Source organism: Zhengella sp. (assembly GCF_041397485.1).
Classification (GTDB): Bacteria; Pseudomonadota; Alphaproteobacteria; order Rhizobiales; family Rhizobiaceae; genus Zhengella.
Genome location: NZ_JAWKWO010000005.1, coordinates 448763 through 465879, shown reverse-complemented (window position 1 = coordinate 465879; position 17117 = coordinate 448763). Strand labels below are relative to the sequence as shown.

The window sequence follows — 17117 nt, the reverse complement described above, 5'->3', positions numbered from 1 at the left end:
CCGGGTCGTCGATCCCCTGGGCCGACCGCTCGACGGCCTCGGACCCGTCACCGCGACGGAGACCCGGACGGCCGAACGTCCGGCGCCCCGGATCATCGAGCGCGACTTCGTGACCGAACCTGTCGAGACCGGCCTTCTGGTGGTCGACTCGCTGTTTGCCATCGGGCGGGGGCAGCGCGAACTGATCATCGGCGAGCGCGGCACCGGCAAGACCTCGATCGCGGTCGACACGATACTGAACCAGAAATCGAGCGACATCGTCTCGGTGTATGTCGCGATTGGCCAACGCACGACCGCCGTGCGCCGGGTGATCGAGGCGGTGCGCGCCAACGGCGCTTTCGACCGGACGATCTTCGTCGTTGCTCCGGCCACCGCGCAGCCCGGGCTGCGCTGGCTCGCGCCGTTCACCGCGACGACCATGGCCGAATGGGTTCGCGACCGGGGCGGACACGCGCTCATCGTCTACGACGACCTGACCAAGCACGCCGCCGTACACCGGGAGCTTGCCCTGCTCTCGCGCCAGCCGCCTGGGCGCGAGGCCTATCCCGGCGACATCTTCTATCTCCATGCCAGGCTTCTGGAACGGTCGGCGAAGCTGTCGAAGGCAAAAGGCGGCGGGTCGCTCACGGCGCTTCCCATCGCCGAGATCGAGGCCGGGAACCTCGCCGCCTATATCCCGACCAACCTGATCTCGATTTCCGACGGACAGCTCGTCACGTCGGCGGCACTCTTTGCGGCGAACCAGCGCCCGGCGGTCGATATCGGGCATTCGGTCAGCCGGGTCGGCGGCAAGACGCAGGCGGGGGCGCTGAAGGCGGTGGCGGGGCGGGTCCGCCTCGACTATGCACAATATCTGGAGATGAAGGTGTTTGCCCGCTTCGGCGGTTTCGGCGACAGCGCGATGGCCGCGCAGCTCGCCCGAGGCGAGCGGATCGGCGCCCTTCTGGCGCAGGCGCGTTATGCGCCACTTCCCACTGCGGCTCAGGTGGCGCTGTTCGCCGCGCTGACCGACGGCGCCCTCGATGACGTCGCGCCCGAGGCCATGGCAAACGTGAAGGCCGCGCTGGTGCCGATCATCAATGCCGACCCGGCGCTGGCTGCGTTCCGGGCGGCGCCCGACAGGCTGGATGCGGCAACGCGCAAGGCGCTCGTGGCCAGCGTTTCTGCCGCCGTGATCAAGGGCGGAGGGCAGGAAAGGTGAGCCGGCCGGAGGAAATACAGGAGCGTATCGGCAACATCCGCCAGATCGACAGCATCGTTTCGACGCTGCGGGCAATTGCGGCGGCGCATCAGATCGAGGCGCGCGCCCATCTGGACGCCATCCGCGCGCATGAGGCGGCCGTGGCCGAGGCGCTTTCCGTGGCGCTCGCCGCGCTGTCGGACGTGCCGCAGGACATCGCGGACCCGGGACCGGGCCTTGCCATCGTCGTCGGCGGAACTCAGGGGTTCTGCGGTGCCTATGCCGACCGGCTGGCCGAAGCGGCCAGGGCCGAGGCGGACCGTGGCGCGCGGCTGATGGTCGTCGGCGCGCGCACTGCCGGGGCGCTCGGTTCCGATCCACCACCGGTCTGGACCGGGGACATGGTCGCCCATGCGCGCGAGATACCCGCCTTCGCCGGACGCCTCGCCGACGCGCTCCTTGCCGAGGTCCTGCGCAGCCCGGGGCTCGCGGTGCGCATCGTGTTCGCCGATCCGGCAGAGCGGACGTTGCCGCTTGTCCACCGCCGGCTCTTTCCGTTCGACTTCACGCGGTTTGCGCCCTGGCGGGGTGGCGGCGTGCGGACAACGCTGGCTCCCGAGACACTTGTTGCCGCGCTGGTCGAGGAATATGTCTTCACCGAGATCTGCGAGGCTCTGATGCTGGGCTTCGCCGCCGAGAATGCCGCCCGCGTCGCCGCTATGGCCAGGGCCCGGTCGAATGTGCGCGATCGGCAGGCCGAGCTCGAAAGCGCGTTCCGGCGCGCCCGGCAGGACCAGATGACCACCGAGATCATCGAGGTGACCTCCGCCGACACCGATATCGGGCACCATGGCTGAATGTCGTGCCACCCAGTCGCGGTGCTGACCTTTTCCCAGCGTGGCGACGGCAAGGCGGTGTCCGCCGTCAAGGACCGGCTTGCCCCTTGGTGCCCCGCGGCGTATTTTTGAAGATGCTTGTGTATGCGTCCGTGCACTCCAACGACGGAATCGTGAATGAACGCAGCGTGTGGTGGCCAGGAGCGAATTTACGGCACGCAGGAATGGGCAGCGGTAGGGCATGCGTGCCCTATCCGCGCGACCCGCGGCAGACGGGGGATGTCATGAAACGGAACGACGAACCCCAGCCGGGAAAGCCTTACCCGGCTCATCCGACGCTTCGGCGGCAGCCCTTGCCATGGACCGATCCGAAGCCCGACAGCGAGGATCCGCGATCGTCTGACCTTGTTGCCGCCATCCTGAAAAGTCCGGAATACCGCGAGGCCGACGCGGATACCGAATATCTGCGAAGTGACGTCACCCGTGGCGTGCGGCTTCAACTGGATTTCCAGAAAACGGAGCATCTTCTCCAGACGCACGGGATCGGGCACTCGATTGTCGTCTTTGGCAGTACACGGGTTTGTGAGCCGGCGGCTGCGGAACGGAGCGTCACGATGCTGGAAGCCGAATGCGCCCGGAATCCGGGCAATGCGGATCTGGCGCGGAAATTGCGCATCGCACGGCGGGTCGAGGCAAAGAGCCGCTACTACCGGATCGCGCAGGATTTCGGCCGGCTGGTCGGGAATGCCGGATTTCCCGAAGGTGAAAGGCTCGTCATCCTGACCGGCGGTGGCCCAGGGCTGATGGAGGCTGCCAATCGCGGCGCGCATGACGCAGGGGCTCCGACCGTGGGCCTCAACATCACGCTTCCGCATGAACAGTTTCCAAACCCCTATCTGACACCCGGCCTTTGCTTCCGATTGCACTATTTCGCGATACGCAAGCTGCATTTCCTTTTGCGCGCGCGGGCGCTGGTGGTGTTTCCGGGGGGCTATGGCACGCTCGACGAACTGTTCGAAACACTCACCCTGATACAGACGCGCAAGATCGCGCCACTGCCGGTCATCCTCGTCGGAGAGGACTACTGGCAGCGGGTGTTCGACCCAGATTTCCTTGTCGAGGAAGGGGTGATCGATCCCGAGGATCGCGATCTTTTCTGGTTTGCCGAAACTGCCGAGGAAATCTGGACCGACATCCTGCGCTGGTATGAGCGTGCCGGACGGCCATTGCTGGTTGAACGGGAACAGGGGAGGAAATGATCATGCGGCTTTCGTTTCACGGCGCCGCGGGGGGCGTCACTGGTTCATGCCACCTGCTCGCCGCAAAAGGAAAGAGGATCCTGATCGACTGCGGGATGTTCCAGGGGGGGCGAGAACTGCATGAGGAAAATGCCGACGACTTCGGCTTCGACCCGGCTTCGATCGACCTGCTGCTTCTGACACACGCCCATCTCGACCACTGCGGCCGCATTCCGCTTCTGGTCAAGCAGGGGTTCTCTGGAGAAATCATCTGCACCGCGGCCACACGCGACCTGACACGCCTGGTGCTGCTGGATTCGGCACATATCCACGAGGAGGAGGCGCGGCGGCGGCAGCGGCACGGCGGCGGGCAGGGGCCGCTTTACGACAGGGTTGATGCCCTCGACAGTCTCGAACAGTTCGGGCGCGTCGCCAGGTACGGCAAGCCGATCGACCTTGGCGGGGGGATTCTTGCCACATGGCATGATGCCGGCCATATCCTCGGGTCGGCCAGCATCAGTCTGGACGTGACCGAAGCCGGCCAGACCAAACGTATCCTCTTCTCCGGAGATATCGGACCGTCCGTCCGCCCGCTGCTCAACGAGCCGCAGCCACCCCGCGATGTCGACATCGTTGTGATGGAAAGTACCTATGGTGATCGCGATCACCGGTCGATGGAAAGCTCGGTCGTGGAATTTCACGATGCGGTTCGCGAAACCATAGCGCGCGGCGGCAATGTCGTCATTCCGACCTTCGCTCTGGAGCGCGCGCAGGAGCTGCTCTACTTCCTGCGCGAGGGGATGACATCGGGCGAACTCCCGAAATATCTGCGGGTGTTCCTGGACTCGCCCATGGCGATCTCGGCGACGCGGATCTACCGGCGTCACCCCGATGACATGAAACCCGAAATCGCCGCCCGTCTCGGACAACGGACGGATCCCCTGGACCTTCCCGAACTCGAATTCGTGGAGGAGGCCTCGGAGTCCATCGCGCTGAACACGATCCGCTCGGGCGGGGTATTCCTGGCGGGGTCGGGCATGTGCACCGGGGGAAGGGTGCGGCACCATCTGCGGCACAATCTGGGCCATGAGGATTGCAGCGTCATCTTCGTGGGGTTCGCCGCCGAGGGCACGCTGGCGCGGATCATCATCGACGGGGCGCGGTCGGTGAGGCTTTTCGGAAGCGAGATACCGGTGCGGGCCCGGATTCACACGATCAACGGCTTCTCCGCTCATGCCGGCCGATCCGACCTGATCGCCTGGCACAAACGCACCGGCAACCCTGCCAGGACATTTCTGGTCCATGGCGAGGAGGCGGGACGCAAAGCGCTGTCGGAGGGACTGGGCAACAAGGGGATCGAAATGCCGGTTCTGCACCAGCGCTATGATCTCTGACACGGGCGGACAACCACCGCTTCCGCACGGTCGCTGGGCCGGGCGTCTCCGGGCGGGGGAATGACCTGCCTGATGCGGGGAGTTGGCCGGCGGACTTGTTCTCGATCAAGGTGAAGTGCGGGTGCGGCGGATATGCAGGATGCTCGGCGATTTCAGTGGCGGGGCCAGGCCGCGATCCGTCGCTCCTGGCGCGTCGGCTTTCGAACCATGATCCCTCGGAGTTCGGCAGATGACGAAATCTTCCAGCAAGGCATCAACGGACGCGCCAGGGCGGTCCCTTCCGGTGGTCCTGCCAACACCCGCCGGCACCGTGCAGCGACCGGCGCCGCGGCAGCAACAGGGGCCGCGACATCCGCACCAGAACCTGGACCGGGCGGCGCGGGCGGCGGTTGCGCGGCTGAGCGCGGGGCTTTCGCCACATTCCTTCTTCGACGCCTGGGCCGATTGGGCCCAGCACCTCAGCCAGGCTCCGGGCCGGCAACTGGAACTGATCGAACGCGCGCAGCGCAACGCCCTTGCGCTGATGTCGCATCGCTTCGATACGGAGGGCGACAGGGCGCCACCCTTCGCACCCAAGCCATTCGATCACCGGTTCCGCCATCCCGGCTGGCAGAAGCTGCCCTTCAGCCTTTGGCAGCAGTCCTTTCTCGCCGCGCAGGACTGGTGGGACCATGCGACCGACCATCTGCGCGGCCTGCGGCCCGAAAACGCGGACCGGACCCGCTTCATGGCGCGCCAGGCGCTCGACATCATGTCGCCGTCCAATTTCCCGGCCCTGAATCCCGAGATCGTCGAGACCACCCTCCATTCCGGGGGGCGCAACCTTGCCGAGGGAGCCGCCAATTTCGTCCATGATGCGATCAAGACCGTCATGCAATCGCGCGACCCGGCGCCCGAGGGGTACAGGATTGGCGAGGACCTGGCCTGCACGCCGGGGCAGGTGGTGTTCCGCAACGACCTGTTCGAGTTGATCCAGTATTCGCCGCGGACCGCCGAAGTCCGGGCAGAACCGATCCTGATCGTGCCAGCCTGGATCATGAAATACTACATCCTCGACCTGTCGCCACAGAACTCCATGGTGAACTATCTGGTCGGGCAGGGGTTCACGGTTTTCGCGATCTCCTGGTGCAATCCCACTGCCGGGCAGTGCGACCTCTCGCTGGAGGACTACCGCAAGTTTGGCGTGATGGCGGCGCTCGATGCCGTGAACGCCATCGTCCCGGATCGCAAGGTTCATGCCGTCGGCTATTGCCTCGGCGGAACGATCCTGGCGATCGCGGCCGCCACGATGGCGCGGGATCGCGACGACCGGCTCGCGTCGATCACGCTGATGGCGGCGCAGGTGGATTTCGCAGAGGCGGGCGAACTGCTGCTCTTCGTCGATGAAAGCCAGGTGGCCTTCCTTGAGGACATGATGTGGGACCAGGGCTATCTCGACCGGCCGCAGATGGCGCGCACCTTCTCCGCGATCCGGTCGGAGGACCTGATCTGGTCGCGGGCCGTGCAGCGTTACTGGCTGGGACAGGACGACACGCCCACGGACATGGGTGTGTGGCTGGCCGACACGACGCGCATGCCTGCGCGGATGCATTCGCAATATCTGCGCGGCCTGTTCCTGGAAAACCGGTTGAGCGCGGGCCGCTTTTCTGTCGAGGGCCGGGTGATCGCATTGAAGGATATCTCGGCGCCGCTCTTCGTCGTCGCCACGGAGACCGATCACATCGCGCCGTGGCGCTCGGTCTACAAGACGCAGCTTTTCACCGATTGCGACCTGACCTTCGCGCTGACCAGCGGCGGCCACAACAGCGGTATCGTCAACGAACCGGGAAATCCGCGCAGCCGCTACCGGATCTCGCACCGGCCACAGGGCGCGCTTTATGTCGGACCGGACGACTGGCTGGCGCGCAATCCCGACCGGCCGGGTTCCTGGTGGCCGGCGTGGCGGGACTGGCTGGCAGATCGCAGCAGTGCCATGGTCATGCCACACCGGCACCTTGGCGCACCCGAACGCGGCTATCCTCCGCTCGAGGCAGCACCGGGCTCCTATGTGCACCAGACGTGAGCCTGGCGGCTGGCGTCACGCGGGTGCCGGTCCGCGTCCGTCCGGGCAGGCGGGGACAGGGACATGAAGCCGGCTGACCCGGGTACCCCGGCTGCATCCTCCTGGTGGCGTCTGCCGGCCGGGATCTGGGCGCTCGGATTCGTGTCGCTCCTGATGGATGTCTCATCCGAGATGATTCACGCGTTGCTGCCGGTCTATCTGGTGGTGGGGCTCGGGGCGACGGCGCTGACCGTGGGCATCATCGAGGGGATCGCGGAAGCAACGGCAGCGATGACCAAGGTGTTCTCCGGGGCGCTGAGCGACCGGATCGGCCGGAGAAAGGAACTGGCGGCGCTGGGTTACGGTCTCGCTGCGATCACGAAACCGGTCTTTCCGCTGGCCCCGACAGTGGGCTGGCTGGTTGCCGCACGCTTCATCGACCGGGTGGGCAAGGGTATCCGAGGGGCGCCGCGCGATGCGTTGGTGGCCGACATCGCTCCTCCCGAATTGCGTGGCGCGGCCTTCGGGTTGCGCCAGTCGCTCGATACGGCCGGCGCCTTCTTGGGACCGCTGATCGCCATCGCGCTGATGTGGATGTTCGCGGAAAATTTCGCGGCGGTTTTCTGGATGGCGGTGATCCCTGCCCTTGCTTCGGTGGCGTTGATCCTGTTCGTCGTCCACGAGCCGGCGCGGCCCGAAGACGTGCGCAAGGTCGCGAATCCGCTCAGCCGGCGCAAGCTCGCCGATCTCGGGGCGATCTACTGGTGGGTTGTCGCGGTCGCGGCGGTGTTCACGCTGGCGCGGTTCAGCGAGGCCTTCCTGATCCTGCGGGCCGAGGGGGCGGGGCTGACGCTGGTCTTCGTGCCGCTGGTCCTGGTCGTGCTGAATATCGCCTATGCGCTGTCGGCCTACCCGGTCGGCGCGCTGTCCGACAGCATGAACCGGACCAGCCTCCTCTTCGCAGGTCTCGTGCTGCTCGTTGCTGCCGACCTTGTGCTGGCCTTCGCGCCAGGTCTCTGGGGCGTCATGGCCGGCGTCGTGCTCTGGGGCCTGCATATGGGGTTCACCCAGGGGATATTTGCGGCGCTGGTGGCCGACTTCGCTCCACCGGAGTTGCGGGGTACGGCCTATGGCATGTTCAATCTGGTGACGGGTGTGGCGCTGCTGGCGGCCAGCGTCATCGCCGGGTTTCTTTGGGATGCCGTTGGCCCGCAGTGGACCTTCCTTGCCGGTGCGTTCTTCGCACTCCTGACCGCTGCCGGACTGATGCCGCTGGATAGAAACAGAGCCTCGCGGCCCCGATGATGAAATCGCCGCCAAAACCGGTTTTGCCCATCAGGGCCTCCTTGCCTTGAAATCCGGGAAGAAGGCGTCTGAAATTCCCGGGGCCATTCCCGGTGCGTTTGATGATACGGCTGTCTATACGTAATCCTGTTTGATTGTTAACATAAGAAAGACCGTGTGAAATTGCCGGGTCTGCCTTGGAGAAATTTCACGTTATTGCCAAAGAGATCATTATCGGAGGCATAAATGTCTGAATACAGAATTGTCTTCCATCACGATGGTTCAAATCTGGATCCGTTCTATGACCGGTTCGTGACTGAATGGGCGCAAAGGATCGAGGAGCAATCGGACGGCCGGATCGAAGTCGAACTCTTTCACAGCGGCCAGCTGGTGCGCGCCAGCCAGATTCTCGATGGCGTGGAGATCGGGGTGATCGACGCCGGCATTGTGGCACTCGATTCCTTGGTCGACGAGCGGTTTTCGCTGTTCGAACTCCCCTTCGTGGCAAGCGCCGACGCAAGTGGCGCGCGCACGGCCTGGGAGATCATCCAGTCCGACTTGGACGGCATCCTCGGCAATGTCAGAATCCTTGCAGCCTTCATCCGCGGCGCGACGACCCTTGCAAGCAATGAAGTGCTTGCCGCTCCCGATGACCTGGCCGGATTGAAAGTACGAAGCTCAGGCACCGTCACCGGCGATTTCCTCGATTTGATCGGTGCATCGGCGCTGCCGCTTGCGTATGGCGAACTCTATCCGGCGATGCAAACCGGTGTCATCGATGCCATGGCACTTGGCTCCGACAGGGTTGATTTCCTTCAGTCCGGTCTTGGCGACGTCATCACGCAAGCGCTTGTCTTCGACGATCAAACGGGCTTCACCAACCAGCTTCATGGCCTCGTGATCGATGCTGACCTGTACAATTCCCTGCCCGCGGACCTGCAGCAGGTGATCGATGACAATTCCGGGCCGGAACTGTCGGCCATGGCCGGTGCTGTGCTCGACGCGATCGCCGCCGAATATGTCGCGGACATGGAACAGGCCGGGGTGAACGTGATACGGGCAAGCGAACCGCAAATGGAAGCGTGGAAGGCTGCCGCGCAGCCGGTCATAGACGGAATCGTCCAGAACCTCGAAACGGTCGGGCTCGACGCGCAAGCGCTGATGACCGATCTGCAGGTTGCGCAGGTCAACGAAATTTTCCTTGTCCTCCGCTCCGATCTCGGGGTCGATTCCGTGGATGAACTCGCAGGCGCGACGTTTGCCGTCCAGGCTGGCAGCGCGGCCGAAGCCGAGGTCACGGAAACCCTGAATGCGCGCGGAATCGGTTTTCAGCTGATTTCCTTTTCCGATCCGGGCGAGGTGACACAGGCCTTTCTCCAGGGGCGATCGGATGTCTTTGCCACCATGGACCCGGTTGCCGCTTCCGCGGTAATCAATACCGGGGGAATGGACGTTTTCCGGCTCTCCGCCGATACCGGCGAAACCTTTCCTCCGCCATTGGGGAATTTCCACTTCTCCGGTCCGCTTCAGGACGGCCAGGCAAGCTTCAATGCGTTCGATGGCATTACGCTCGTGGTCCTGTTGCGAGACCGCAATGCGGTCGAGGACTTCCTTGACGCGCAGGGCGCAGCTGCCGATGGCGTGATCGTGGCCGGAACGTTGCAGCAGGCCATCGACATCGTCGGGCTCGGTCAGGCCGACATGTTCGCGACGACGCAACTGAGCGAACAGGCGGCCAGCCTCGCCCAGAACGGGGATACTGTCGCCCTGGTCTACGATGGCGATGCCCCGTCCGGCCAGGAACCGGACCTCGTCGTGGCGGACCTGGTGCTCGATGCGGTGGTCTGGCATCCCGGCGATGTGATCGGGGCCGGCTGGAGCGTGGTCAATCAGGGAGATGCCAGCGCGGGCGATTCGCGGTCGAGCCTCTTCCTTTCGTCCAACCAGACCATCAGTACCGTCGACCGGGTTCTTCTGGCCGACGCCGGAACGGGCATTCTCGATCCTGCCGAAGCGCGGGCCGCGGATGTGCCAAACGCCTTTACCGTACCGTCGGACCTGTCTCCGGGCACCTATTTCGCCGGCGTGATTGCCGATGTCGACCAGGCGGTTGCAGAGAGCGACGAAAGCAACAACCTGTCCGGCGTGGTCAGGATCACGGTCGAAAGGAACAGCACCGGCGGTGACCCGATCGGGCCGGACAATAGCCCCTACGTCTACATCACGGCGTTCGAAGACCAGCCGTTCAACGCGACAATGGTGCAATTGATGCACCTGGCCGGCGATGACAGGACAACGCCCAAATACACCGTCGCGGAACAGTTGATCGAGGGCGAGGGCAGCCATGTCTTCACGCTTCTCGATCACGTCGAGATCGATCGGTCGGATCCGAACGCCTACCGCGACTTCACGGCCTTCATCGGCGGAATCGCCGCTGTCATCGTTCCCAACTATGACGGCATCGATGACATGATCGAGGCGCTTCGCGGCAACCACGGCAACGTCAACGTGTTCACGATCGACAGGAATTTTCAGTTTCATGAATTCGCGGCCGCCGATGCCGGGGAATTCGATTTCGACAGCTGGCAACCGCCTCTCGAACTCATCGGGCAGGATGTCGATCAGGGAACCGCGAGCGATGACACGAGGGATGGCGGGCCCAGCGACGATTACTTCCTTGCCTCGCCGGGCAATGACACGATCGACGGAGCCGGCGGGACGGACAGCATCGTCTATGGTGGGGTACGCGCCGATTACGTGCAGGATTTGCAGGCCGACGGTTCGATCCTCGTCGACAAGCCGGACGGGACGACCGATACGCTGACCGCCATCGAGCGCATCGACCTGCTGGACGGCGACTATGTCTATGACATCGGCTCGGATAATCTGGGTTTCGGCTATCGCATCTACCAGGCCTCGTTCGGGCGTACGCCGGACGAGGGCGGGGTGCGGTTCTGGATCGGCGTGCTCGATACCCTGGATTCGTGGGGCTATACCGATTACGCCAAGCAGCAATATGTGGCCTCGGAATTCATCGGCTCGGACGAGTTCCAGGGCCTCTACGGCGCCAATCCCACCAATTTCGAGTATATCGACGCGATGTATCAGAACGTGCTGTTCCGGCTGCCGGACCAGGAGGGCTACGACTTCTGGGTCGGCGGCATGGAGGCGGGCCTCACCCGCGAGGACATCCTCATCGCCTTCACCCAGAGCCAGGAGAACATTTCCAACAATATCGCCAATCTCGATGATGGTGTATGGGTGTTGTAGGATAAAGACTCCAAGAAAGAGAGAAATCCAATGGTTGCGACGATTGATATCTTCAAGGGCAGTCTTCTGGAAACATCCTACTACAATGTCTATTTCAATATAATTCTCGGTGGGTCGATAACGGTTCGTGAGGCGGACAGAATTGAACTGGCTATTGTTCCCGATCCGGGTGGCGGATTTGTCCCGACGCCGGAGCAGTCGGCGATGCGACTTGTCTTGCATGGGACGGGGTTCGCCTATGATGGCGATGGCGCGGTTATCGCCGGAACTGTCCAGACCATCGATTTCTACAATTCACTCGGCTTCATCGCGCAATTGACAGGCTATCCGATCGACGGAGCCGAGCTGTTTGCTGCTTTCGATGCCGTGCGCCAGAGCCTGGATCTCGGACCGATCTTCGACATCCTCTACAACCGCGTTCCTTACCTGGTGAACGGTTCCGAAGAAGGCGACTATTTCGGTGCAGCCTCGCTGGGCGATACCTTCTATGGAAATGGGGGCGACGACCAGCTGAACGGAGCCGGTGGCGACGATACCATCCATGGCGGTCCGGGCAATGACAAGCTCGATGGCGGCGCCGACAACGATACCATTTTCGGTGATGAGGGTGATGACCTGATCATTCACTCGACTGGCACCGACATGCTGGATGGCGGTCCGGGAACCGATTACATCAGTTTTCGCAACAGCCTCGGCGAGGGCCCGTTCATTGTCGACCTGACAGAAGGTGAATACAGCGGCGGCGGAGACACCGTCAGTCTCGTTTCTGTCGAAGGCATCATCGGCAACAGCTCGACCAGCGGCGACATATTTATCGGAAATGACGATGACAATGTCTTTGTTCCGCAGGGCTTCAACATTACCATCGATGGACGGGGCGGGCATGACCGTCTGATATTTCACCGCAATGACGATTTCTATGGCGGGCCAACCCGTGACATGTCGGTCACGATCGATGCGGTCGCGGGAACGGTGAGCACGAGTCCGGTTCCGGACAACATCCATTTCACGAGCATCGAATCCTTTGCGGGCTCCCAATCGGCAGACACGTTTCTGGGCAGTGACAGGGACGAAGAGTTCCTGCCCATGGGCGGGGCCGACACGGTGCATGGCAGCGGTGGAATCGACACACTGTCCTATGAACTGGAGCAGGTTGTTCCCAATTCCTCGACCATAAAGCAGGGTGCCGTTGTCGATCTCTCGACGAATACGGCTGTGGATACGGGTGGGCAGACCGATACGATTTCAGGCATTGAAAATGTCACGGGGTCCACGCTTGGTGATACCCTTGCCGGAGATGAAGGCTCCAACGTGCTTCGCGGTTTGGACGGCGATGACACGTTGAACGGTCGTGGCGGCATGGATCGCCTGGAGGGAGGCGCGGGCGACGATATTCATACCGGCGGCGACGGTGCAGATACATTTGTCGTCAATCCGGGTGACGGGACGGACACCATCACCGATTTTGAAATCGGCGTGGACAAACTCGATCTGTCGGCATTCGATGCAGCGGTCGCAGCCTCCGCCATCGAAAATGCCCTGCCGGGCAGCGTGATCATTCTTTTCCCGGACGGCAGCAGCATCACGCTCGAAGGTCTGAACCTCGGAGATTTTTCACTGGCTGAAGTGATCCTCGGCAATTCGGCGCCAACCAGGATTTTGCCGGACGGAGAACTGGTGATTCCGGAGAACGCGCTCGGGGGTGAAGCGGTCACGACATTTGCGGCCGTCGACCCGGATGCTGCCGATACGCATGTCTTCGAACTCCTGAACGATGCCTCCGGCCTTTTCGAACTGGATGGCGGCATGCTGAAAGTCGCTGCCGGCGCAGTCATCGACTACGAGGCGGCGACCAGCCATACGATAAGGGTTTCTGTCACCGATGACGCTGGTGCGTCTTTCGAGAAGGACTTCGTCATCCAGGTGACGAACATGCCGGTTTCGGATATCGCGCTCGCCTCGGGCGGCACGGTGGAGGAAAACGCCGCCGGCGGCACCGTGGTCGCCACGTTCGAGGCTTCCGAAAATCCGGTCGAACCGTCCGCCACCTTCACGCTCATGGACGACGCGAACGGCCTTTTCGTGCTCGATGGCAACACGCTGAAACTCGCGCCCGGCGCTGTGATCGACTACGAGGCGGCGACCAGCCACACGGTGCGCATCGCCGCCACCGATGCCACCGGCCCAGCCTACGAGGAAGACTTCGTCATTCAGGTGACGAACATGCCGGTTTCGGATATCGAAATGGTCGCTGGCGGGTCGGTGCGTGAGGATGCCGCCGCTGGCTCGGTGGTCGCCACCTTTGAGGCATTGGAAAACGTGGTCGAGCCCAATGTCAGCTTCGCGATCGTCTCCGGCGCCGATGGCAATTTCATCATCGACGGCAACCAGTTGAAGGTGAGCGCGAATGCCGACATCGAATACAACACGCAGAGCAACTACCTGGTCACCATCCAGGCCAGTGATGCCACCGGCCCGGCCTATCAGGAGACGTTCAACATCGATGTGGTCAGTGTCGGCCCGATCATGGGCACGCCCGAACCGGACAATCTCATCGGTACACCCAATGATGACGAAATGTTCGCGCTGGAAGAAGATGACCGGCTCAACTGGAGCGCGGGCAACGACACGCTCGACGGAGGGCCCGGCACCGATAGGGCAGTCTACACCCTGAACAGGTCCGAAATCACGCAGGACCTTTTGGTTGACGGAACCGTTACCGTGAACAAGCCGGACGGCTCCACTGACACGCTGATCTCCATCGAGCGCATCGACCTGCTGGACGGCGACTATGTCTATGACATCGGCTCGGACAACCTGGGCTTCGGCTACCGCATCTACCAGGCGTCTTTCGGCCGCACGCCGGACGAGGGCGGGGTGCGGTTCTGGATCGGTGTTCTCGACGCGCTCGACAACCAGGGCTTCACAGAGCTTGGCAAGCAGCAATATGTGGCCTCGGAGTTCATCGGTTCGGACGAGTTCCAGGGCCTTTACGGCGCCAATCCGACCAATTTCGAATATATCGACGCGATGTATCAGAATGTGCTGTTTCGCCTTCCGGACCAGGAAGGCTATGACTTCTGGGTCGGCGGCATGGAGGCCGGTCTGAGCCGCGAAGACATCCTGATCGCCTTCACCCAGAGCCAGGAGAACATCTCCAACAACATCGCCAATCTCGACGACGGTGTCTGGGTGGTGTGACTGATTCTTAGGGTCTGTGCTGAATTCGACCGGAGATGATAGCCAAATGTGGTGATATCTTTGATTTCTGCCGCAATGGCCGGATCATGGAAATGGATTGCTGCAAGTCACTAAATGGTTGCGCGGAATGCAATCGTGCCTGCCAGACAAGCAGATTTCTAGTGCGAACCCGAATGTGTACCAACGGCGGAGCAAAAGTCGGCCACTGGGCGGCGCAAAAACTAGGCCGTTTCCCGGTTGCGGGGTCGGCTTTTCTCATGAGGGGTTTCAGCCTCCCTTTCGGGCGCGGCTTTGAGCGAGGTGGCGGCCGGTAGCCCGCCCGCCATCAGTTGCGCTGCGGCGGTCCGAAACTCTGCGCCATGTAGGCGACCACCGCGTCGAATTCCTGCTTGCGGGCGGGCGGATAGCTGATCTCGAAGACATGCAGCAGGCCGTCCGGCTCTTCCTCGACGCGCCGGTAATAGATGTCGCCGCCGGTGATGCCCGAGATCACGTACCAGCCGTCGCCCGATGCGCGATAGCTCGCCTCGCCGTGGGCGGCGATGTCGCGGGCCATGCGCTGCGCCTGGCTCAACCCTTCGGCTTCATATTGGGCAAAGACATAGAACCGCGCCCAGCCATCCACCGCGGTGAAGTTCCGGCCATCGCCGCTGTCCGGTGGCGGATCGGGCAGGAAATAGGTGGCGGGGTAGGAAATATGCGTCCCGTAACGCCCGTTCCGGTAAAGCGCATAACCCCCTTCCTCGGGCAGGAACAGGTCGGGGTCTTCGGCAGTCCCCTCAGGGGCCGGCGGCGACAACGGGGCAGGGCGGGGCACAGGCTGAACCTGCATTGTGCGGGCGGGGGCGGATTGCGCGGGGGCCGCCTGGCCCGGTGCGGTTTGCGGAGGCGCGGATTGCGATTGTGCCGCCGCGTGCTTCTCTTGCGGCGCGGGCCCGGGTTCCGGTGCGGACTGCGCAGGGCGGCTGCCCTGCGCCTTCTCGACCAGGGCATTGAGATACCCGTCGGGGCAGGGGATTACGCCGTCAGGCATGGCCAGATCGATCATGCGGCGCAGGTCGGACCCGGCACGGTCGTCCCAGATCCCCTTGGGCAGAGAAAAACCAATGCCGAAGGGCGTCCCGTCGGCGAAGCAATGCTGGTAGAGATGGACCCGTGCCTCGAGCGTTCCCATGTCCACGATCCACCGCAGGACGGGCCAGCCCAGAACAAGATCCGGCTTCATGGGCGTGTCCGCGGGCACGGTCCCGACAAGTCCGCCCGGCCCGGCAATTGCTTTTTCGCCGCGCGCCATGACGATCCGCTCTCCCTCCGGCCCACTGAACGCCATGAGGTCGGCACTGTCGCCAGGTAGCTCGGTCCAGCCCGGCGCCATATCGTATTCAAACAAGCCGTCCAGCGCGGTCCCTTGCAGGCGCGGCAGGACTGCGCTCTTTTCCGGCACGTCGAAAGGCGGCAGCACGGCGGGGCGCGGCTGTCCCGCGGGCACGATCTGCGCGCCCTCCGGCAGGGTTTCGGGCGGGCAGGGGCGGGACCCCTCCGGCAACACCAGGGCCCTCCGCGAAAGCGCGGATCAGCGATCCTGCGTGAAAGAAGGCGGGCATGCCCGAGAATTGCAGCGATATCGCGCGTCCGTCGGGTAGACAGGTCTCCAGCAGCACGATGCGCGCCTGGCCTTTCTGCCCCTCGCCATCTTTCACGGTGGCAGAGCCGTCCTCGAAGGCGAAAAGCTGCGCCGGCTGCCCCATGAAGGTCACGGCCTGGCCGCGCGTTGCCCGTGGCATGGGCCCGGTGTCATACTCGCCCCGCGTGATGCCGAGGCGGCCGGGCGTGTCCTTCATCGACATGTGGATACGGTCGGGATGACTGCCACGCAGCCCCGACCAGGTGACATCGAAAGGCAACCGCAGGACGCCCTCCAGCAGGTCGAGTGCCATCGGCTTACCCGGCGCGGGTATCGAAATGCCGCTGAGGAAAATGTCGAATTTGGCGCGGTGCGCCTCGAACGGGGTGTTCATTGCCATCAACATCAGGACAAGCTTGTCCTTGCCGCGCACGGGCCGCTCCGAGATCAGTATCTCGGCCTTGCCTGGCACGTCCGCATTCTCCGGCAGGGGTGCGCGCCAGCGGTGAAAGATGTGACCGTCGGGAAAGACCACGAGGCCCGCGTCCTCGGGCGGGATCTTTCCCCGGCGCAGGTCGCGTTCGGGATTGTCGTCATAACGTATACTGAAAGCGATCCCGGTCCGGGAGTCCATGTCGGCCAGCGCCCAGAGCTTTTCGTCGCGGCTTTCGTGCACGGTCATCGCACCGGGCGGCAGGCGCAGGGTGAGCCCCTCGATTCGCTGGCTGTCCCAGTCCGCGGGCACCTCGACGGGCTCGAAGGGAATGGGCACGAATAAATCCTGTGCCAGGGCAGGCAAGGGGCCGAGACCGAGGGTCCGGGCCAAGGCCAGAGCCAGGGCCAGGGTCAGGCACAGCGCGGCCAGCGGCGAGCGGAACCGGGTGTGTGTCATGTGGGCATCTCCTCGCTGACGGGCGGTTGCCAAAACTGCAGAACCGCTACGCGCCGTAGGTCAACCTGTTTCGCATGCAAACTGCCGCATCCTTTTCGCACCGCCCTTGACCCGGATCAAACCGCTTGGGCGCGGATCGCCCTTAAGCTGACCGGGT

Annotated in this window: 10 protein-coding genes; 8 read left to right on the top strand and 2 right to left on the bottom strand. The window is 63.4% G+C overall.

The features are described 5' to 3' along the window. The 8 genes from R3D65_RS17080 to R3D65_RS17045 form a co-directional block, all read left to right on the top strand. Positions 1-1201 (top strand): F0F1 ATP synthase subunit alpha (locus R3D65_RS17080; RefSeq protein ID WP_371276466.1); only part of this gene is annotated, 1201 nt, incomplete at its 5' end. Further along, the gene (locus R3D65_RS17075; RefSeq protein WP_371276465.1) at positions 1198-2037 is read left to right on the top strand and encodes a FoF1 ATP synthase subunit gamma; all 840 of its coding nucleotides are present in this window, start codon (positions 1198-1200) and stop codon (positions 2035-2037) included. The genes R3D65_RS17080 and R3D65_RS17075, both read left to right, overlap by 4 nt. A gap of 263 nt (positions 2038-2300) precedes the next feature. Next, on the top strand, positions 2301-3275 hold the full coding sequence (locus tag R3D65_RS17070) for an LOG family protein (protein WP_371276464.1): 975 nt from the start codon (positions 2301-2303) through the stop codon (positions 3273-3275). 2 nt (positions 3276-3277) lie between these two features. Further along, positions 3278-4648: an MBL fold metallo-hydrolase gene (locus R3D65_RS17065; protein ID WP_371276463.1), complete on the top strand. Its 1371-nt coding sequence runs from the start codon at positions 3278-3280 to the stop codon at positions 4646-4648. 229 nt (positions 4649-4877) lie between these two features. Next, on the top strand, positions 4878-6710 hold the full coding sequence (locus R3D65_RS17060) for a PHA/PHB synthase family protein (RefSeq protein WP_371276462.1): 1833 nt from the start codon (positions 4878-4880) through the stop codon (positions 6708-6710). Between the two features lie 63 nt (positions 6711-6773). Further along, a complete protein-coding gene (locus R3D65_RS17055) occupies positions 6774-7994 on the top strand; it encodes an MFS transporter (protein WP_371276461.1) in 1221 nt (406 codons plus the stop codon). 225 nt (positions 7995-8219) lie between these two features. After that, a complete protein-coding gene (dctP, locus tag R3D65_RS17050; protein WP_371276460.1) occupies positions 8220-11243 on the top strand; it encodes a TRAP transporter substrate-binding protein DctP in 3024 nt (1007 codons plus the stop codon). Between the two features lie 30 nt (positions 11244-11273). Then, entirely contained in the window at positions 11274-14444 is a 3171-nt protein-coding gene (locus R3D65_RS17045) for a DUF4214 domain-containing protein (protein ID WP_371276459.1), read from the top strand. A 325-nt stretch (positions 14445-14769) separates the two neighbouring features. On the opposite strand, the gene R3D65_RS17040 is transcribed toward R3D65_RS17045, so the two are convergent. Next, positions 14770-15834 carry a hypothetical protein gene (locus tag R3D65_RS17040; RefSeq protein ID WP_371276458.1) on the bottom strand — a complete coding sequence of 355 codons (1065 nt, stop codon included), beginning with the start codon at positions 15832-15834 and terminating at the stop codon, positions 14770-14772. Then, the gene (locus R3D65_RS17035; RefSeq protein ID WP_371276457.1) at positions 15827-16960 is read right to left on the bottom strand and encodes a hypothetical protein; all 1134 of its coding nucleotides are present in this window, start codon (positions 16958-16960) and stop codon (positions 15827-15829) included. The genes R3D65_RS17040 and R3D65_RS17035 overlap by 8 nt, the downstream gene beginning before the upstream one ends. Between the last annotated feature and the right edge of the window lie 157 nt (positions 16961-17117).